The organism is Paracoccus sp. S3-43, from assembly GCF_029027965.1.
In the GTDB taxonomy this organism is placed as follows: domain Bacteria; phylum Pseudomonadota; class Alphaproteobacteria; order Rhodobacterales; family Rhodobacteraceae; genus Paracoccus.
In genome coordinates this window covers 2,621,120-2,638,522 of record NZ_CP119082.1, presented here as the reverse complement: position 1 = coordinate 2,638,522, position 17,403 = coordinate 2,621,120, and the positions used below count along the sequence as shown (strand labels likewise).

Sequence of the window (17,403 nt, the reverse complement as noted above, 5' to 3'; positions counted from 1 at the left end):
CAAGCCGGGCACCGAAGGAACAAGGGGATTGCGCTTGATCGAGATGCGGGATGTCGGCTTCGGCTATCACGGGGGGGCCGAGCTGCTGTCGAACATGACGCTGACCTTGCAGCCGGGCATGTTCCATTTCCTGACCGGCCCCTCTGGGTCGGGCAAGACGACGCTGCTGCGGTTGTGCTATGCCGACCTGCTGCCGACCTCGGGGCAGATGACGGCGTTCGGCGACGATGTGCGGCAACTGACCCGCGACGGCATTGCCGATCTGCGCCGCCGGGTGGGCGTGGTCCATCAGGACACGCAGTTTCTGGATCATCTGCCGGTGGCGGAAAACGTGGCCCTGCCGCTGTCCGTCTCGGGTCAGGCGGTGGACATGGCGGCGCTACGCGACCTGCTGGGCTGGGTGGGCCTGTCCCAGCACGCCCGCGCCATGCCGCCGTCCCTGTCGGGCGGCGAACGCCAGCGCGCGGCCCTGGCCCGCGCGGTGATCCTGTCGCCCGACCTGGTGCTGGCGGACGAACCCACCGGCAACCTGGACTGGGAGATGTCGGTCCGGCTGATGCAACTGCTGATCGAACTGAACAAATCGGGCAAGACCGTGCTGGTCGCCACCCATGACCTGAACCTGATCCGCGCGACCAAGGCGCAGGTCGCGGCCCGCGTGCTGCGGATCGCGAACGCAACATTGCAGCTGGCAGGGGCGGATCTGTGAGACGGACTGAATTTCGGGCGCTGAACCTGAAGGCGCTGTGGCAGGGGCTGATGCGCGACGGCGGGTCGGGCGACCGGATCGTGCCGCCGACCGGGTTCACCGCGCAACTGACGCTGTTTTCCGCGGGGGCGATGGCGTTCCTGGCGGTCTTCGCCCTGGCCCTGTCGCTGGCGACCGGGCGGCTGGCCGACCGCTGGGCCGGCGAGCTGGCGGGCTCGGTGACGGTGCGGGTCAGCGCCTCGTCCGACGAACAGGACGCCCGCACCCAGGCCGCGATGCAGGTTCTGTCGACCACGCCCGGCGCGGGCCAGCCGCGCCTGCTGCCGCCCGATGAGGTCGCCGGCCTGCTGACCCCCTGGTTCGGTCCCGACATGCCGGTCGATGCGCTGCCGGTGCCCGCGCTGATCGACCTGCCCATCGCGGGCGACGATTTCGACGCCGAGGGCCTGCGGCTGCGGCTGGAGGCCGAGGCGCCGGGCGCGGTGCTGGACGACCACACCGAATGGCGCCGTCCGCTGGTGACGGCGGCGAACCGTCTGCGGTTGCTGGGCATCGTGTCGCTGCTGCTGATCGCGGCGGCCTCGGCCTCGATGATCACGCTGGCGGCCAAGGCGGCGCTTGCGGCGAACGGGCAGGTGATCCGGGTGCTGCGCCTGATCGGGGCGCGCGACATCACCATCGCCACCGCCTTCGTGCGCCGCTTCACCAAGCGCGCGGCGGTGGGCGCGGCGGTCGGCACGTTGTTCGGCATGGCGGGCATCGCCCTGCTGCCGGGCATGGACGCGGCGGGCGGGTTCCTGACCGGGCTTGGCTTTCAGGGCTGGGGCTGGCTGCTGCCGCTGCTGATCCCGGTCGTGGCCGCCGCCGTCGGTTTCCTGGCGACCCGCTGGGCGGCGCTGAAGATGCTGGGAGCGGTCCGATGAGCCAGCGGGCAGAAGGGGGGCGGGCGCAATCGCCCGTGCCCGGCCCGCTGACGGCCTGGCAATATGGGCAGAACGCGCTCTATTACCTGCATGCCGCGCTTGCGACCATCGTGATCGGGCTGCTGGGCCTGCCCGCGCTTCTGCGTGACGGCCGGGCGGGCGCGAACCGCGTCGCGACCCGCTGGATCGGATACATGCTGTGGGCCGCGCGCCTGCATCTGGGCCTGACCTGCGAGGTGCGCGGCACGCCCCCCGCCGACGACTGCATCATCGCCGCCAAGCACCAGTGCTTCCTGGACATCCTGGTGATCGCCCATACCGCCCCCCGTCGCGCCTTCATCATGAAGCGCGAGGTGAAGCATGTCCCGATCATGGGCTGGTATGCCTGGAAGGTCGGCTGCATCCCCATCGACCGCTCGCGCGGCCGCGACGCCATGCGCGCCATCTCGGCCGAGATCAACCGGCGGATCGCGGGCGAGGGGCTGGGCCAGCTGATCATCTATCCCGAAGGCACCCGCACCCGGCCGGGCGAACGCCGCCCCTACAAGCACGGCGTCGGCACGATCCGCGCGGGCACCGGCCTGCCGGTGGTGCCGGTCGCGGTGAATACCGGGCTGTTCTGGCCCCGCAAGGGCTGGGGCATCCGCCCCGGCCGCGCCGTGGTCGAGTTCCTGCCGGTCATTCCGGCCGAGGTTCCGGCGGAAGGCTTCATTCCCCGGCTGGAGGCCGAGGTCGAGACTCATTCAGACCGGCTGATGGCCGAGGCGGGGTTTGCGCATGAACTGGCTGGAACCGAGCGATCTTGAGACGATCTATGGCACGCCCGGCGCGACATCGCTGCGCAAGGTGGCCGACCGGCTGACCCCGGATTACGCCGCCTTCCTCGCCCGGTCGCGGTTCTGCGTGCTGACCACCGTCGGCCCCGAGGGCACCGATGGCAGCCCGCGCGGCGACGACGGCCCGGTGGTCCGCGCCCTGGACGACCGGCATCTGGCGCTGCCCGACTGGCGCGGCAACGACCGCATCGATTCGCTGCGCAACATCCTGCGCGACGGGCGCGTCAGCCTGATGTTCCTGGTGCGCGGATCGGGCAATGCGATCCGCGTGAACGGCCATGCCCGCGTGACGGACGACGCCACCCTGCGCGACAGCCTGTCCCGTCAGGGCAAGCTGCCCCGCACCGTCATCGTCGTGCGGATCGCCGAGGTCTATTTCCAATGCGCCCGCGCGGTGATCCGCGCCGGGCTGTGGTCGGGCATCGACGACAGCCAGGGCCTGCCCACGCCCGGACAGATCCTTGCCACCATGACCCAGGGGACCGTGGGCGGGGCGGCCTATGACGCCGAATGGCCCGTGCGCGCCGCCGCGACCATGTGGTGACCGGGCCTCAGGCCAGGCTTTTCGATCCCATCGCCAGGAATTTCTGCCGCCGGTCCCTGATCAGGTCGGCGGGCTTCTTGCCGTTCAGCTCGGCCAGCATCGCGGCGATTTCCTCGCCCACGGCCTTGATGGCGGCCGCCGGGTCGCGCTGCGCGCCGCCCACGGGTTCGGGGATGATGCGGTCGATCACATCCAGCTTCTTCAGATCCTGGGCGGTCAGGCGCAGCGCCTCGGCCGCCTCGCGCATCCGTTCGGCGTCCTTCCACAGGATCGAGGCGCAGCCCTCGGGCGAGATCACCGAATAGATCGAATGTTCCAGCATGGCGATGCGGTTGGCGGTGGCGAAGGCCACGGCGCCGCCCGATCCGCCCTCGCCGATGATGACGCTGACCAGCGGCACGCCGATATCGAGGCATTTCTGGGTGCAGCGGGCGATGGCCTCGGATTGGCCGCGTTCCTCGGCGCCCTTGCCGGGATAGGCGCCGGGCGTGTCGACCAGCGTGATGACCGGCAGCTTGAAGCGATGCGCCAGATCCATCAGCCGGATCGCCTTGCGGTATCCCTCGGGGCGGGCCATGCCGAAATTGTGCTGGATGCGGGTCTTGGTGTCTTTGCCCTTTTCATGGCCGATCACCACGCAGGCCGCGTCGTTAAAGCGCGCCAGGCCGCCCATCACCGCATGGTCGTCGCCGAAGGCCCGGTCGCCCGCCAGCGGCGTGTATTCGGTGAACAGCGCCTCGATATAGTCGCGGCAATGCGGGCGGTCGGGATGGCGGGCCACCTGGGTCTTGCGCCAGGGATCCAGCGATTTGTAGAGATCGCGCAGCAGGTCGCCGGATTTCTTGTCCAGCGCCGCCGCCTCTTTTTCCACATCCACGGTGTTTTCGGATTTGCGGGCCAGGGCGCGAAGCTCCTCGGCTTTGCCTTCGATGTCGGCAAGCGGCTTTTCGAAATCCAGATAGACCATGCGCGGGCTGCCTTCGGGCTGTTCGGGTTGCGCCCCTATATGATCGCAGGGGCGCGGGATTGCAACGCGGTGCCGGGGGTTTCACACCCCCGGACCCCCGTGGGATATTTGGGCAAAGGTGAACAGGCTAGGGCAGGATTTCCACCGTCGTGCCGATCCGGGCCGCGGCATAGAGTTCGCGGATCTCGGCATCGGATACCGCGATGCAGCCCGCCGTCCAGTCGCCGGGCAGGGTTTCGCCGTCGGTGCGTTCGTTGGGTTGGCCGTGGATGAAGATGTCGCCGCCGGGATCGACCCCGGCTGCCATCGCCCGCGCACGATCCTGCGGGCGCGGGTAATCGAGGCCCAGCGACAGGTGATAGGCGCTGTCGGGGTTCACGCGGTCGATGGTGAAGCGGCCTTCGGGCGTCCTGCCGTCGCCTTGACGGGCCTTGTCGCCCTGGGGCGCGAAGCCAAGCGCGATGCGATAGGACTTCAGCGGCTGGCCGTCGCGGAAGGCGGTCATGCGGCGGGCGGATTTGCGGATCTCGATGTGATCGACGGGGCCGGTCAGCGGTCCCGCCAGCGGCGGGACGGGCGGCAGGGGCGCGGGGCGCGGCGCCAGCATCAGCCAGGCCGCCGCCAGCAGAAGCAGCAGCGTCAGGGCCGAGAACAGGCGCGCAAGCCCCCTCATTGCAGGTCGGCGAAGGCCCGTTGCAGGCGGCCCACGGCCTGGGCCACGCGGGCGCGGGGGGTGGCGATGTTGAAGCGCAGGAAGGATTCGCCGCCCGTGCCGAAGGTTGCGCCGTGGTTGGCGGCGATGCGGGCGGTCTTTTCCACGCGGGCGGTGAATTCGGCGGGCGCCATCCCGGTGCCCGAGAAATCGACCCAGGACAGATAAGTCGCCTGCAACGGCATCGACCGCAGGCCGGGGATCGCCGCGATCCCGTCGTCGAACAGCCGCCGGTTGCCGTCGAGATAGCCGACAAGCGCATCGACCCAAGCCGCGCCCTGAGGCGAATAGGCGGCGGCCACCATGTCCATGCCGAACAGGCCGGGCGAGATGCCGCGCGCCATCAGCGCCCCCTTGAAGCGGTCGCGCAGCGCCGGGTCGGCGATGATGGCGTTGCCGATATGGGCGCCGGCGATGTTGAAGGTCTTGGTGGCGGCGGTCAGCGTCACCAGCCGATGGGCGACATCGGGGCAGGCCGTCGCGGTGACGGTGTGGCGGTGGCCGGGCATCACCAGATCGCAATGGATTTCGTCGGAAATCAGGATCAGGTCGTGGCGGATGCAGAAATCCGCGACCTCGCGCAGTTCCTGCGGCGTCCAGATCCGCCCGCCGGGATTGTGGGGCGAACACAGGATCAGCAGCCTTTCCCGGCCGGTCAGGCTGGCCTCCCATGCGGGCCAGTCCATCCGGTAGAGCCCGTCCTCCTGAGCCAGCGGCAGTTCCACCAACTGCCGCCCCGAGGCCCGGATCACGCGGGCAAAGGCGTGATAGACCGGCGACATCACGATCACCCCGTCGCCCGGCCGGGTATAGGCGTCAAGCGCCATCGCCACCCCGTTGACCAGTCCCGCGCAGGTCAGGATCCAGCCGCTGTCGATCCGCCAGCCGTGGCGCTGTTCCATCCACCAGCCGATGGCCCTCAGATAGGCGGGATTGTCGCCGGGATAGCCGTAGACGCCGTGGGCGGCCACCTGTTCCACCGCGCGCTGGACGGCGGCGGGCGGGCGGAAATCCATGTCGGCCACCCACATCGCCAGGCCGCCATCCTCCGGCGACACGCCATAGGCCGCCTGCATGTCGTCCCATTTGGAACATCCGGTGCCCACGCGGTCGATGATTTCGTCGAAGTCGGGAATGCTCATGCTTCTGCCTGCCGCTGTTTTCCCCTGCATACGCCGCTTGTTGCTTATGGTGAAGCCTTGCCCTAAATCGCTAGGCATGAGCAGCCTGCGCCCCATCCTGATCCATCCCGATCCGCGCCTGAAGAAGGTCTGCGAACCCGTGGCCCGCATCACCCCCGAGATCGAGACCCTGGCCGCCGACATGCTGGCGACGATGTATGACGCCCCCGGCGTGGGGCTGGCCGCGCCGCAGGTGGGGGTTCTGGCGCGCGTCTTCGTGATGGACGCGACCCGCGATCCCGAGGCCGAGCGCCGCCCGATGGTTCTGGTCAATCCCGAGATCACCTGGACATCCGAAGAGCCGAACACCTATGAGGAAGGCTGCCTGTCCATTCCCGACCAATATGCCGAGGTGACCCGCCCCAAGCAGGTCGGGCTGCGCTGGCTGGGGCTGGACGGCAAGACGCACGAAGACGAGTTCGACGGGCTGTGGGCGACCTGCGCGCAGCACGAGCTGGACCACCTGGACGGCATCCTGTTCATCGACCACCTCTCGGCCATCAAGCGGCAGATGATCACCCGCAGGATGGTCAAGCTGAAGCGGGAAAAGGGCCGTGCCTGAGACCGGGCCGTCGATCCCCCAACCGTTCCTGCCCGTCGCCGGCGGCGATGGCGGGGGCGGGGGCGGGCGCGTCCTGCCCATCGTCCTGCATCCCGATCCGGTCCTGCGGAAGCGCTGCGCACCCGCCGGGGATCTGACCCATGCCGAGACGCGGCAACTGGTCCGCGACCTGCTGGCGACGATGTATGCCGCGGGCGGCCGGGGTCTGGCCGCGCCGCAACTGGGCGTCCTGCGGCGGGTCTTCGTCATGGATGCCGGATGGAAGGACGGCGCGCCGGTCCCCCTGGCGCTGCTGGACCCCGAGATCCTGGCCTGCTCGGACGCGAGGGAGGCGGCGGTCGAACGCTGCCTGTCCATCCCGGACCAGCCGGTATCCGTCAGCCGCCCCCTGACGGTCGAGATCGGCTGGTACGACCTGGACGGCGCGCATCATCGCCGGTTGCTGACCGGGGCCGAGGCGCGCATCGCCCAGCACGAGGCCGATCACCTGGACGGCCGCCTGATCCTGGATGTCCCGGAATGACCGTTCGCGCCTTTCTGCCCTATCACGACCGCCGCCTGCATGTCCCCGCCGAGCCGGTCGAGGCCGTGACCGAGACCGTGCGCATGATCTGGGACGACATGGTGGACAGGATGGAGGCGATGCCGGGCGTGGGCCTGGCCGCGCCGCAGATCGGCATCATGCGGCGCCTGGCGGTGGTGGACGCATCCGACAGGCGGGGCCAGGCGGTGCGGATGGCGAATCCCGAGATCCTGCACGCCAGCGTCCAGGTCCGCAGCCATGACGAGGCCAGCCCGAACCTGCCCGGCGTCTCGGCCCCCGTCAGCCGCCCGCGCGCGGTGACGGTGCGGTTCCTGAACGAGGCGGGCGAGGTCGAGGATCGCGATTTCGTCGGCCTCTGGGCGACCAGCGTGCAGCATCAGATCGACCATCTGGACGGGCGGATGTATGTCGATCACCTGTCGCCCCTGCGGCGCAGGATGCTGGTCGCGAAATCGGGCAAGCTGGCGCGGCGGTGAAGGCCGGGGGCGCTTCGCCCCCCGGACCCCCCGAGGATATTTTTGTGAAGAAGAAGGGCTTGCCGATGCGCGTGATCTTCATGGGAACGCCGGAGTTTTCGGTGCCTGCGCTGCGGGCGGTCGCCGCGCGGCATGAGGTGATGGCGGTTTATTCGCAGCCGCCGCGCGCGGCGGGGCGGGGGCAGAAGCCGCGCCCCTCGGCGGTTCAGGCGGCGGCCGAGTCGGTGGGGATCCCGGTTCGGACGCCGCTGCGGCTGCGGGATGCGGACGAACAGGCGGCCTTCGCGGCGCTTGGCGCCGATGTGGCGGTGGTGGTGGCCTATGGGCTGATCCTGCCGCAGCCGGTGCTGGATGCGCCCCGGCTGGGATGCCTGAACATCCATGCCTCCCTGCTGCCGCGATGGCGAGGGGCGGCGCCGATCCATCGGGCCGTGATGGCGGGGGATGCGGAAACCGGCGTCGCGATCATGCGGATGGAGGCCGGGCTGGATACCGGCCCCGTTCTGGCCGAGGCGCGCACGGCGATCGGGACCGAGGAAACCACCGCCGACCTGCATGACCGGCTGGCGGCGATGGGGGCGGATCTGATCGTCGATGTGCTGGACCGCCTGCCCCTGCCGGCCGTGCCGCAGCCCGAGGAGGGCGTGACCTATGCCGCCAAGATCGACAAGGCCGAGGCGCGGGTGGACTGGACGCGTCCCGCCGCCGAGGTGGACCGCCTGATCCGGGGGCTGTCGCCCTTTCCCGGCGCCTGGTGCGAGATCGGGGGCGAGCGGGTGAAGCTGCTGCGCAGCCGCGTGGTCGCGGGGGCGGGCCTGCCGGGCAGGGTGCTGGGGGGCTTCACCGTCGCCTGCGGGACCGGGGCGGTCGAGGTGCTGGAGGCGCAGCGGTCGGGCAAGAAACCGATGTCCGCGGGCGAATTGCTGCGCGGATGGGTGCTTCCCGCGCAACTTGACTAGGGCCGTCGCGGCGCGTCAGATCGCGCCGTGGCAATGCTTGAACTTCTTGCCCGATCCGCAGGGGCAAGGGTCGTTGCGCGACGGGTTGCCCCAGCTGGCGGGGGTCTGTTCGTCGAAACCCTGGACCAGCGGGGCGGGTTTGTCCGCCTCGTCCTCGTCCCGCCGGTCGGCCCCGTGTTCCATCGTCAGGTGTTCCTGCGCGGCCTGTTGCTGCTGGGCCATCTGGCGCAGCATCTCCTCGCGTTCGGCATCGGTCAGGGGACGGATTTGCGCAAGGCGCTGCGTCACGTCGAAGCGCAGGCTGTCCAGCATCGTCTCGAACAGCTGGAAGGCCTCGGTCTTGTATTCTGACAGGGGATCGCGCTGCGCATAGCCGCGGAAGCCCACGACCGACCGCAGATGTTCCAGCGTCAGCAGGTGGTCGCGCCATTTCTGGTCGATCATCTGCAACAGAACCTGCTTTTCGATGTTGCGCATGTTTTCGGCGCCGAAGGCCGCCGCCTTGTCGGCCTGATAGGTGTCGGTCGCCTGTTCGATGCGTTCGCGGATGGCGTCCTGGTCCACGCCTTCCTCGGCCGCCCAATCGGCGACGGGAAGGTTCATGTTCAGGCGTTCGCGGATCGCGGTCTTCAGCCCTTCCAGATCCCATTGCTCGGGATAGGATTTCGGCGGCATGAATTCGTCCACCAGATCGTCGATCACCTGATGGCGCATGTCGGCGGCGATCTCGCCCACCTCGGTGCTGTCCATGATCTCTCGCCGCTGGCTGAAGATCGCCTTGCGCTGATCGTTCATCACGTCGTCGAATTTCAGCAATTGCTTGCGGATGTCGAAGTTGCGGCCTTCCACCTTGGCTTGGGCGCGTTCCAGCGACTTGTTGACCCAGGGGTGGACGATGGCCTCGCCTTCCTTCATGCCCAGGGTGGACAGCACCTTGTCCAGCCGTTCGGACCCGAAGATCCGCATCAGGTCGTCGTCCAGCGACAGGAAGAACAGCGACCGGCCCGGATCGCCCTGGCGGCCCGAGCGGCCGCGCAGCTGGTTGTCGATGCGGCGGGATTCGTGGCGTTCGGTGCCCAGGACGAACAGGCCCCCAGCGGCCAGAACCTTGTCCCTGTCGGCGGCATGTTCGGCCTCGATCCGGGCGCGAAGCTCGTCGGGATTGGCTTCGGGATCGGCCCTCAGCGCCTCCATCACCTTCATCTCGACATTGCCGCCCAACTGGATGTCGGTGCCGCGACCGGCCATGTTGGTGGCGATGGTGACGGCGCCGGGCTTGCCCGCGTCGGCGACGATCTGGGCCTCGGCCTCGTGCTGGCGGGCGTTCAGGACGTTGTGGGGGACGCCCGCCTTTTTCAGCATCTCGGACAGCATTTCCGATTTCTCGATGCTGGTGGTGCCGACCAGGGTGGGCTGGCCCTTGGCATGGGCCTCGTTGATGGCCTCGATCACGGCGGCGTATTTCTCGGCCGCCGTCCGGTAGACGCGGTCATGTTCGTCGACCCGCGCGATGCCGCGATTGGTCGGAACCTCTACCACGCCCAGCTTGTAGATCTCGGCGAATTCCTCGGCCTCGGTCGCGGCCGTGCCGGTCATGCCCGCCAGCTTGCCGTAGAGGCGGAAATAGTTCTGGAAGGTCACGCTGGCCAGGGTCACGTTCTCGGGCTGGATGTCGACGCCTTCCTTGGCCTCGATGGCCTGGTGCAGCCCGTCGGACAGACGGCGGCCCTTCATCATCCGGCCGGTGAATTCGTCGATCAGCATCACCTCGCCGTCGCGGACCATGTAATGCTGGTCCTTGTTGAACAGCTTCCAGGCGCGCAGGGCCTGGTTCGCGTGGTGGACGATGGTGGTCGATTCCGGGTCATAGAGCGTCTGCCCCTCGGGCAGGATGCCGTCGGCTTGCAGGCGCTTTTCCAGGAATTCGTTGCCTTCCTCGGTAAAGGTCGCGTTGCGGGCCTTTTCGTCCAGCTTGTAATGGTCGTCCGTCAGCAGCGGGATATACTGGTTCAGCGTCACATACAGTTCGCTGCGGTCCTGGCTGGGGCCGGAAATGATCAGCGGCGTGCGCGCCTCGTCGATCAGGATCGAGTCAACCTCGTCCACGATGGCGAAGTTGTGGCCGCGCTGGACCATTTCCTCGACGCTGCCCTTCATGTTGTCGCGCAGATAGTCGAAGCCCAGTTCGTTGTTGGTGGCATAGGTCACGTCGGCGGCATAGGCGGCGCGCTTTTCGGGTTCCGCCTGGAAGGGATAGACCACGCCGGTGGTCATGCCCAACTGCCGGAACACCTTGCCCATCCAGTCGGCGTCGCGTTTCGCCAGATAGTCGTTGACCGTGACGATATGCACGCCCTTGCCCGTCAGCGCGTTCAGATAGGCGGGGAAGGTGGCGACCAGGGTCTTGCCCTCGCCGGTCTTCATCTCGGCGATGTTGCCCTGGTGCAGGAAGATGCCGCCCATCAACTGCGTGTCGAAGGCGCGCAGGCCCAGGGCGCGGCGCGCGCCCTCGCGGCAGTTGGCGAAGGCTTCGGGCAGGATGTCGTCCAGGCTTTCGCCCTGCGCCACGCGGGTCTGGAATTCGCGGGTCTTGTCGATCAACTGCTCGTCGCTCAGCGACCGGAACTGATCCTCCAGCGCGTTGATCCGGGCCACCAGCCCGCGCGTTCCCTTGACCTTGCGGTCGTTGGGGCTTCCAAAGACCTTCTTCGCCAGTTGTCCGATGCCGAGCATGTTACCTTCGCAATCACGTTGTTGGGAAAGGCGGTCACGGGCGGGCCTACTTGCCGCGACCTGCCGCATTGCCGTATCAGGGGCCTGAACGAAAGCGGCGGCGGCGCCTTCCACGGAGTTGGACCGGGATCTATGCCTCGCCTGCCCCACTGTCAACGCTGGCCCGGATGTGCGGGCGGAACAAGCGAAGGGATCCCCATGCTGAAGACCTCGATACTGGCCGCGCTTCTGGCCACCGCGCTGCCGATTGCGGCCATGGCGCAGGACAAGGGCGCGGATACGGTCGTGGCCACCGTCAACGGCACGCCCATCACCTTGGGCGAGATGATCGTCATGAAAGAGGCCGCCGGCCAGGATCCGCAGATGGCCGAAATGGCCGACGGCGCGTTGTACGAGATGATGCTGGACCAGTTGATCCAGCAGACCGCCCTGGCCGCCGCGGGCAAGGAAAGCGCGGGCGTTCGCGCGCAGCTGGAAATCCAGCGGCGCAACACCCTGGCCGCCTCGGCCATCGCCGAGGTGGCCAAGACCCAGCCCAGCGATCAGGACATCCAGGCGGCCTATGACGGGCTGTTCGCCCAGGCCAAGCCCGTGACCGAATATTCCGCCGCCCATATCCTGGTCGATACCGAGGAAAAGGCGAAGGACATCAAGGCGCAACTGGATGGCGGCGCCGATTTCGGGACGCTGGCCGAACAAAGCTCGACGGGGCCAAGCGGGCCGAACAAGGGCGATCTGGGCTGGTTTGCCGCCGACCAGATGGTCAAGCCCTTTGCCGATGCGGTGGCCGGGATGGAAAAGGGCCAGATCTCGGACCCGGTGCAGACCGAATTCGGCTGGCATGTCATCAAGCTGAACGACACCCGGATGCGCGAGGCCCCGAAGCTGGAGGAGGTGCGCGACCAGATCAGCCAGATGGTGCTGCGCGACAGGGTCCAGGCGGAAATCCAGCGCCTGACCGCCGCCGCCACGGTCGAGAAGACCGAGGGCATCGACCCCGCCTGGCTTGGCAAGACCGACCTGCTGGAGGCCGAATGATGGCCAAGGCCGGGCTTCCCGTATCGCCGCTGGCGCCCGCGCGTTTTCCCGACCTGCCGGTGATCGCGGGCGTCGAATTCGCCAGCGGCGCGGCGGGCGTCAAATACCAGGGCCGCACCGACGTGACGCTGATCCGCATCGCGCCCGGCTCGACGGTCGCGGGGGCGTTCACCCGGTCGTCCACCCGCGCGGCCTGCGTGCTGGACAACCAGGCCAAGCTGGCGCAGGGTGGCGATGCGCCCGAGGGCGCGGCGATCATCGTCAATTCCGGCAATGCCAATGCCTTCACCGGCGCGCGCGGCCAGGAATCGGTCGATGCGGTGACGGGCGCGGTGGCCCGGGCCACCGGCGTTCAGGCGTCGCGGGTCTTTTCCTCCTCGACCGGGGTGATCGGGGAACCGCTGCCCCATGACCGGATTGTCGCCATCGTCGGCGATCTGGCGGCGTCGCTGGACGCGGGCGGCATCGCCGATGCGGCGCGCGCGATCATGACCACGGATACCTTCCCGAAGGGCGCCTCGGCCGTTGTCGCGGGCGAGGGCGGAGAGATCCGCATCGCCGGCATCGCCAAGGGGTCGGGGATGATCGCGCCGGACATGGCGACGATGCTGGTCTATGTCTTCACCGACGCGACCATCGCCGCGCCGCTGTTGCAGCAGGCGCTGAGCAGCGGCTTGGATTCGACCTTCAACGCGATCACGGTGGACAGCGACACCTCGACATCCGACGCGCTGATCCTGGCCGCGACCGGACGCAGCGACGCGACCCCGATCACCACGCTGGACAGCGGCGTCGGCGCGGCTTTCGTCACGGCCTTACACGGCGTGATGCGCGACCTGGCGCAGCTTGTGGTCCGCGACGGCGAGGGCGCGACGAAATTCGTCGAGGTGCAGGTGACGGGCGCGGCCTCGGATGCGGATGCCCACAAGGTCGCCATGGCCATCGCCAACTCGCCGCTGGTCAAGACCGCCATCGCGGGCGAGGACGCGAACTGGGGCCGGATCGTCGCCGCCGTCGGCAAGTCCGGGGCGCAGGCCGACCGGGACCGGCTGACGATCCGTTTCGGCGACATGATCCTGGCCGAGAACGGCTGGCGCTCGCCCCGCTATGACGAAGGCAAGGCCAGCGCCTATATGAAGAACCGCGATCTGCTGATCGCGGTGGATCTGGGGCTGGGGCAGGACGCGCGGACCGTCTGGACCTGCGACCTGACCCACGGCTATATCGACATCAACGCCGATTACCGGTCGTGAAAACCCTGTCGGAGACGCGCAGGTGAAGACCGTTCTTGTCGCCGCCGTCGCGCTGATCGACACCGACGGGCGCGTGCTTCTGGCGCAGCGCCCGGAAGGCAAGTCCATGGCAGGGCTTTGGGAATTCCCCGGCGGCAAGGTCGAGCCGGGCGAAACGCCCGAGGCGGCGCTGATCCGCGAGCTGCACGAGGAACTGGGCATCGACACCTGGACCTCGTGCCTGGCGCCGCTGACTTTTGCCAGCCACGGCTATGACGATTTCCACCTGCTGATGCCGGTCTTTGCCTGCCGCCGCTGGTCGGGAATCGTCCGCCCCCAGGAAGGGCAGCAACTGGCCTGGGTCCGGGCCGGCGATTTGCGCGATTACCCCATGCCGCCTGCCGATGTCCCGCTGATCCCGATGTTACAAATGTGGCTTTAAAGCCGCAATTTCGGCCCGGTTTCCGTAATCTGCCCCCAAAATGTCCTAGATCGCCGCATCGTTAATTCCTTGTGAACCATTTCGTGACAGGCTGACCTCAGAGGGAACAAGAGGGCTTGACATGATTCGCACGATCTCGATCGGCAGCCATATTCTCATCCAAGGGCTTTTCGAAGGTCTGGCCCCGAACGGGAACATGGTCGTCCGCATCGGTGCGCGCACCTTTGAGGGAAAACCGGTGACGCGCTGACACCCAACGCACCACGACGGGCAAAGCGAAAGGGGCGGCCATGACGGCCGCCCCTTTTTCCATGGGACAGGACAAGCGCCGCCTTACAGCGTGCGCTCGACCTCCTCGCGTTCGAAGATCTCGATGATGTCGCCTGGGCGGATGTCGTCGTAATTCTCGAAAGCCATGCCGCATTCCTGGCCCGAGATGACTTCCTTCACCTCGTCCTTGAAGCGCTTGAGCGTCTTCAGCGTGCCTTCGTGGATCACCACGTTGTCGCGCAGCAGGCGCACGCCCGCCGACCGGCGCGCCACGCCCTCGGTCACCAGGCAGCCCGCGACCTTGCCGACGCCGGTGACCTTGAAGACCTCGCGGATCTCGGCATAGCCGATGAAGTTCTCGCGCACCTCGTTCGACAGCAGGCCCGAGGCCGCCGCCTTGATGTCGTCCACCAGGTCGTAGATGATCGAGTAATAGCGGATCTCGACACCCTTCTGGTTGGCGGAATTGCGGGCCGGGGCATTGGCACGGACGTTGAAGCCGATCACCGGGGCCTTGCTGGCCTCGGCCAGGCCGACATCGGATTCGGTGATCGCGCCGACGCCGTAATGCAGCACGCGGACGCGCACCTCGTCGTTGCCGATCTTTTCCAGCGCCTGCACGATGGCCTCGGCCGAGCCCTGCACGTCGGCCTTCACGACCACCGGCAGTTCGGACACGCTTTCGTCGGCCTTGGCCTTGGCCATCAACTGTTCCAGCGTGGTCGCGGCACCGGCGGCGGCGCGTTTGTCCTTGGTCTGCTGGATGCGGTAATCCGCGATCTCGCGGGCCTGGGCCTCGGTCTCGACCACGTTCAGAACGTCGCCGGCGGCGGGGGTGCCGTCCAGGCCCAGAACCTCGACCGGGACCGAGGGACCGGCTTCGTCCACGCGTTCGCCCTTGTCGTTGATCAGGGCGCGGACCTTGCCCCACTGTTCGCCCACGACGAAGATGTCGCCGCGCTTCAGGGTGCCGTTCTGGACCAGAACGGTGGCGACCGGACCACGGCCCACGTCAAGCTGCGCCTCGATCACCGCGCCCTGGGCGGCACGGTCGGGATTGGCGCGCAGTTCCAGGATTTCGGCCTGCAACGCGATGGCTTCCAGCAGTTCGTCAAGACCCTGGCCGGTCTTGGCGGACACTTCGACATCCTGCACGTCGCCGGACATCTTCTCGACCACGACCTCCTGGTGCAGCAGCGAGGTGCGCACCCGGTCGGGATCGGCCGAGGGCTTGTCGATCTTGTTGATCGCCACGATCATCGGCACCTTGGCGGCCTTGGCGTGGTTGATCGCCTCGATCGTCTGCGGCATCACCGCATCGTCGGCGGCAACCACCAGCACCACGATATCCGTGACCTGCGCGCCCCGCGCCCGCATCGAGGTGAAGGCGGCGTGGCCCGGCGTGTCCAGGAAGGTCAGCACCGCCCCGGATTCGGTCGTCACCTGATAGGCGCCGATATGCTGGGTGATCCCGCCGGCCTCGCCCGAGACGACGTTGGCCTTGCGGATCGCATCCAGCAGCGAGGTCTTGCCGTGATCGACATGGCCCATGATCGTGACGATCGGCGGACGCGGGCGCAGATCCTCGTCGCGGTCCTGGACCGTGTCGATCACCTGTTCCACGTCGGCATCCGACACGCGGACGGCCTTGTGGCCGAATTCCTCGATCACCAGTTCGGCGGTGTCGGCGTCGATGGCCTGGTTGATGGACACCATCATGCCCATCTTCATCAGCGACTTGACCACATCGGCGGCGCGTTCCGCCATGCGGTTGGCCAGTTCCGACACCACGATGGTCTCGGGCAGCTGCACGTCGCGCACCTGTTTCTCGGTGCGGACATTGCCCATCGCCTTCTGCCGGGCGCGGTCCTGCTTGCGCTTCATCGCGGCCAGCGACCGCTGGCGCCCGCCTTCGCCGTCAAGCGCCTGGTTCAGCGACAGTCGGCCGGTGCGGCGGCTGTCCTCGGCCTTGGCCTTGGCCTTGGCGTCGCTGTCGCCGCCGGTGTCGCGGCGGTCGCGGTCGGTGCGGCGCGGACCCGTGGCGACGCCGGGCTTTTCGGCCCGCGAAGCCGCAGCCTCGATCGCGGCGCGGTCCGGAGCGGCCGGGCGCGGCGCGCCCGCCGGACGGGCGGCGGCCGAGGCGGCGCGGGCCGGGCGTTCGGCGGCTTTCGGTTCTTCCTTGCGCTTGGCCAGTTCCTCGGCCTCGCGGGCCTGGCGTTCTTCTTCTTCCGCCTTGGCCTTGCGGGCTTCCTCGCGTTCGCGTTCCTCGCGCTCTTTCGCCTCGATTTCGGCGCGGCGGCGTTCGCGTTCTTCCTCGCGCGCCTTTTCCTCGGCGGCGCGGGCCAGGGCGTCTTCAGCCTCGCGGGCCTTGGCGGCGGCAAGCGCCTTCAGCCGGCGCTCCATCTCGGCGTCGGAAATGCCCGCGGGGCGTTTCGAGGGATCGCTGGCGACCCTGGCGGTCAGCGGGTTCTTGATCTTGTCGGTCACGGTGGGCGCCGCGCCGGGCTTGGGCACCACGACGCGCTTGCGTTTGGTTTCCACGACGACGCTCTTGGTGCGGCCATGGCTGAAACTTTGCTTGACCTGGCCCGAACGGCCGCTGCCGCCGAACCCCAGGGTCGATTTTCCGTCTTTGTCGCTCATCTGCGTCTTCATTCCTTCCCGGCCGCCGTATTGCCGCCGTCATGCCCGCGCAGACCCGTCAGTCTGCCGGCTTCCAAGATCACCTTGTCCGTCAGTCCACCCGCCGCAAGCGCGCCGTGTATGACATGATCGCGCCCGAAGGACAAACCTAATTCTGATGCGGTCAGGCAGCCGAACCAGCGTCCGCCCGTAGGCGTCCACAGCTTGCCCTTGCCCCGATCCGACCCGTCGCTGGCCTGCAAAAGCACCTTCGCGCGCCCCTCGGCCAGCCAGCCCTTGACCTTTTCGAACCCCGCCACCGCCCGGCCCGACTTGCGCGCCAGCGACACCAGTCCGACCAGCCGCCGCGCCACTCCCGCCTCGACCAGATCGGCCAGGCCGTCGGGCGCCCGAAGCGGCGCCTTGGCGGCGCGGGAAAACAGGCCCTTGGCCGCCGCTTTGTCGATGGCCGCGCGGTCCGCGCTGACCCATATCCCCCGGCCCGGCAGCTTTTCCGCCAGATCCGGGACGACCGTGCCATCCGGCCCGGCCACGAAACGGATCAGTCCAGCCTTGGGCTGGACCTCTCCGGTGACGATGCAGCGCCTTTCGGGCTGATCATGATCCTTGATGCGACCACCGCGACTCAAGCG

At 68.1% G+C, this 17,403-nt stretch carries 18 protein-coding genes; 12 read left to right on the top strand and 6 right to left on the bottom strand.

Annotated features, from left to right (window positions below):
* Positions 1-34: 34 nt before the first annotated feature.
* The 4 genes from PXD02_RS13630 to PXD02_RS13615 are packed head-to-tail and all read left to right on the top strand — an operon-like array spanning position 35 to position 3,012.
* On the top strand, positions 35-709 hold the full coding sequence (locus PXD02_RS13630; protein ID WP_275104382.1) for a cell division ATP-binding protein FtsE: 675 nt from the start codon (positions 35-37) through the stop codon (positions 707-709).
* Between the two features lie 50 nt (positions 710-759).
* Positions 760-1,632: a cell division protein FtsX gene (locus PXD02_RS13625; protein WP_275106432.1), complete on the top strand. Its 873-nt coding sequence runs from the start codon at positions 760-762 to the stop codon at positions 1,630-1,632.
* Entirely contained in the window at positions 1,629-2,438 is an 810-nt protein-coding gene (locus PXD02_RS13620) for a lysophospholipid acyltransferase family protein (RefSeq protein WP_275104381.1), read from the top strand. Before PXD02_RS13625 ends, PXD02_RS13620 begins: the two co-directional genes overlap by 4 nt.
* Entirely contained in the window at positions 2,410-3,012 is a 603-nt protein-coding gene (locus PXD02_RS13615; protein WP_275104380.1) for a pyridoxamine 5'-phosphate oxidase family protein, read from the top strand. Before PXD02_RS13620 ends, PXD02_RS13615 begins: the two co-directional genes overlap by 29 nt.
* 7 nt (positions 3,013-3,019) lie before the next feature.
* Here PXD02_RS13615 and PXD02_RS13610 read toward each other — a convergent pair whose 3' ends face one another.
* From PXD02_RS13610 to PXD02_RS13600, 3 genes are all read right to left on the bottom strand, one after another.
* Positions 3,020-3,979: an acetyl-CoA carboxylase carboxyltransferase subunit alpha gene (locus tag PXD02_RS13610; protein ID WP_275104379.1), complete on the bottom strand. Its 960-nt coding sequence runs from the start codon at positions 3,977-3,979 to the stop codon at positions 3,020-3,022.
* A 127-nt stretch (positions 3,980-4,106) separates the two neighbouring features.
* Positions 4,107-4,652: a L,D-transpeptidase family protein gene (locus tag PXD02_RS13605; protein WP_275104378.1), complete on the bottom strand. Its 546-nt coding sequence runs from the start codon at positions 4,650-4,652 to the stop codon at positions 4,107-4,109.
* Positions 4,649-5,833, bottom strand: a complete 1,185-nt coding sequence (locus PXD02_RS13600; protein WP_275104377.1) for a MalY/PatB family protein — start codon at positions 5,831-5,833, stop codon at positions 4,649-4,651. The genes PXD02_RS13605 and PXD02_RS13600 overlap by 4 nt, the downstream gene beginning before the upstream one ends.
* Before the next feature lie 76 nt (positions 5,834-5,909).
* On the opposite strand from PXD02_RS13600, the gene def (PXD02_RS13595) reads away from it, so the two are divergent.
* From def (PXD02_RS13595) to fmt, 4 genes are all read left to right on the top strand, one after another.
* Complete coding sequence (def, locus tag PXD02_RS13595) at positions 5,910-6,434, top strand: peptide deformylase (protein WP_275104376.1); 525 nt, start codon at positions 5,910-5,912, stop codon at positions 6,432-6,434.
* Positions 6,427-6,957, top strand: coding sequence for a peptide deformylase (locus PXD02_RS13590; protein WP_275104375.1), 531 nt, complete (start codon positions 6,427-6,429; stop codon positions 6,955-6,957). The genes def (PXD02_RS13595) and PXD02_RS13590 overlap by 8 nt, the downstream gene beginning before the upstream one ends.
* Positions 6,954-7,454 (top strand): peptide deformylase, encoded by a 501-nt coding sequence (gene def, locus PXD02_RS13585; RefSeq protein ID WP_275104374.1) that lies wholly within the window; start codon positions 6,954-6,956, stop codon positions 7,452-7,454. Before PXD02_RS13590 ends, def (PXD02_RS13585) begins: the two co-directional genes overlap by 4 nt.
* 65 nt (positions 7,455-7,519) lie before the next feature.
* Positions 7,520-8,413: a methionyl-tRNA formyltransferase gene (fmt, locus tag PXD02_RS13580; RefSeq protein WP_275104373.1), complete on the top strand. Its 894-nt coding sequence runs from the start codon at positions 7,520-7,522 to the stop codon at positions 8,411-8,413.
* Between the two features lie 15 nt (positions 8,414-8,428).
* Here the strand turns inward: fmt and secA are convergent, their stop codons facing one another.
* Entirely contained in the window at positions 8,429-11,146 is a 2,718-nt protein-coding gene (gene secA, locus PXD02_RS13575) for a preprotein translocase subunit SecA (RefSeq protein WP_275104372.1), read from the bottom strand.
* Positions 11,147-11,344: 198 nt separating this feature from the next.
* Between secA and PXD02_RS13570 the strand changes: the two genes are divergently transcribed.
* The 4 genes from PXD02_RS13570 to PXD02_RS13555 all read left to right on the top strand — a co-directional run bounded on the left by PXD02_RS13570 (position 11,345) and on the right by PXD02_RS13555 (position 14,108).
* Positions 11,345-12,184: a peptidylprolyl isomerase gene (locus PXD02_RS13570; protein ID WP_275104371.1), complete on the top strand. Its 840-nt coding sequence runs from the start codon at positions 11,345-11,347 to the stop codon at positions 12,182-12,184.
* A complete protein-coding gene (gene argJ, locus PXD02_RS13565) occupies positions 12,184-13,437 on the top strand; it encodes a bifunctional glutamate N-acetyltransferase/amino-acid acetyltransferase ArgJ (protein WP_275106431.1) in 1,254 nt (417 codons plus the stop codon). The genes PXD02_RS13570 and argJ overlap by 1 nt, the downstream gene beginning before the upstream one ends.
* 22 nt (positions 13,438-13,459) lie before the next feature.
* Positions 13,460-13,858, top strand: coding sequence for a (deoxy)nucleoside triphosphate pyrophosphohydrolase (locus PXD02_RS13560; RefSeq protein WP_275104370.1), 399 nt, complete (start codon positions 13,460-13,462; stop codon positions 13,856-13,858).
* 121 nt (positions 13,859-13,979) lie between these two features.
* Entirely contained in the window at positions 13,980-14,108 is a 129-nt protein-coding gene (locus PXD02_RS13555) for a hypothetical protein (RefSeq protein WP_275104369.1), read from the top strand.
* Between the two features lie 83 nt (positions 14,109-14,191).
* Here the strand turns inward: PXD02_RS13555 and infB are convergent, their stop codons facing one another.
* Both infB and PXD02_RS13545 read right to left on the bottom strand, forming a co-directional pair.
* On the bottom strand, positions 14,192-16,771 hold the full coding sequence (gene infB / locus PXD02_RS13550; protein WP_275104368.1) for a translation initiation factor IF-2: 2,580 nt from the start codon (positions 16,769-16,771) through the stop codon (positions 14,192-14,194).
* 8 nt (positions 16,772-16,779) lie between these two features.
* On the bottom strand, positions 16,780-17,400 hold the full coding sequence (locus PXD02_RS13545; RefSeq protein WP_275104367.1) for an RNA-binding protein: 621 nt from the start codon (positions 17,398-17,400) through the stop codon (positions 16,780-16,782).
* Between the last annotated feature and the right edge of the window lie 3 nt (positions 17,401-17,403).

Excerpts from the sequence above, each read along its gene's own strand:
- PXD02_RS13625 (WP_275106432.1), top strand. The coding sequence starts at position 760 with ATGCGCGACGGCGGGTCGGGCGACCGGATCGTGCCGCCGACCGGGTTC.
- PXD02_RS13620 (WP_275104381.1), top strand. The coding sequence starts at position 1,629 with ATGAGCCAGCGGGCAGAAGGGGGGCGGGCGCAATCGCCCGTGCCCGGC.
- PXD02_RS13615 (WP_275104380.1), top strand. The coding sequence starts at position 2,410 with ATGAACTGGCTGGAACCGAGCGATCTTGAGACGATCTATGGCACGCCC.
- PXD02_RS13610 (WP_275104379.1), bottom strand. The coding sequence starts at position 3,979 with ATGGTCTATCTGGATTTCGAAAAGCCGCTTGCCGACATCGAAGGCAAA.
- PXD02_RS13605 (WP_275104378.1), bottom strand. The coding sequence starts at position 4,652 with ATGAGGGGGCTTGCGCGCCTGTTCTCGGCCCTGACGCTGCTGCTTCTG.
- PXD02_RS13600 (WP_275104377.1), bottom strand. The coding sequence starts at position 5,833 with ATGAGCATTCCCGACTTCGACGAAATCATCGACCGCGTGGGCACCGGA.
- def (WP_275104376.1), top strand. The coding sequence starts at position 5,910 with ATGAGCAGCCTGCGCCCCATCCTGATCCATCCCGATCCGCGCCTGAAG.
- def (WP_275104374.1), top strand. The coding sequence starts at position 6,954 with ATGACCGTTCGCGCCTTTCTGCCCTATCACGACCGCCGCCTGCATGTC.
- fmt (WP_275104373.1), top strand. The coding sequence starts at position 7,520 with ATGCGCGTGATCTTCATGGGAACGCCGGAGTTTTCGGTGCCTGCGCTG.
- secA (WP_275104372.1), bottom strand. The coding sequence starts at position 11,146 with ATGCTCGGCATCGGACAACTGGCGAAGAAGGTCTTTGGAAGCCCCAAC.
- PXD02_RS13570 (WP_275104371.1), top strand. The coding sequence starts at position 11,345 with ATGCTGAAGACCTCGATACTGGCCGCGCTTCTGGCCACCGCGCTGCCG.
- argJ (WP_275106431.1), top strand. The coding sequence starts at position 12,184 with ATGGCCAAGGCCGGGCTTCCCGTATCGCCGCTGGCGCCCGCGCGTTTT.
- PXD02_RS13555 (WP_275104369.1), top strand. The coding sequence starts at position 13,980 with ATGATTCGCACGATCTCGATCGGCAGCCATATTCTCATCCAAGGGCTT.
- infB (WP_275104368.1), bottom strand. The coding sequence starts at position 16,771 with ATGAGCGACAAAGACGGAAAATCGACCCTGGGGTTCGGCGGCAGCGGC.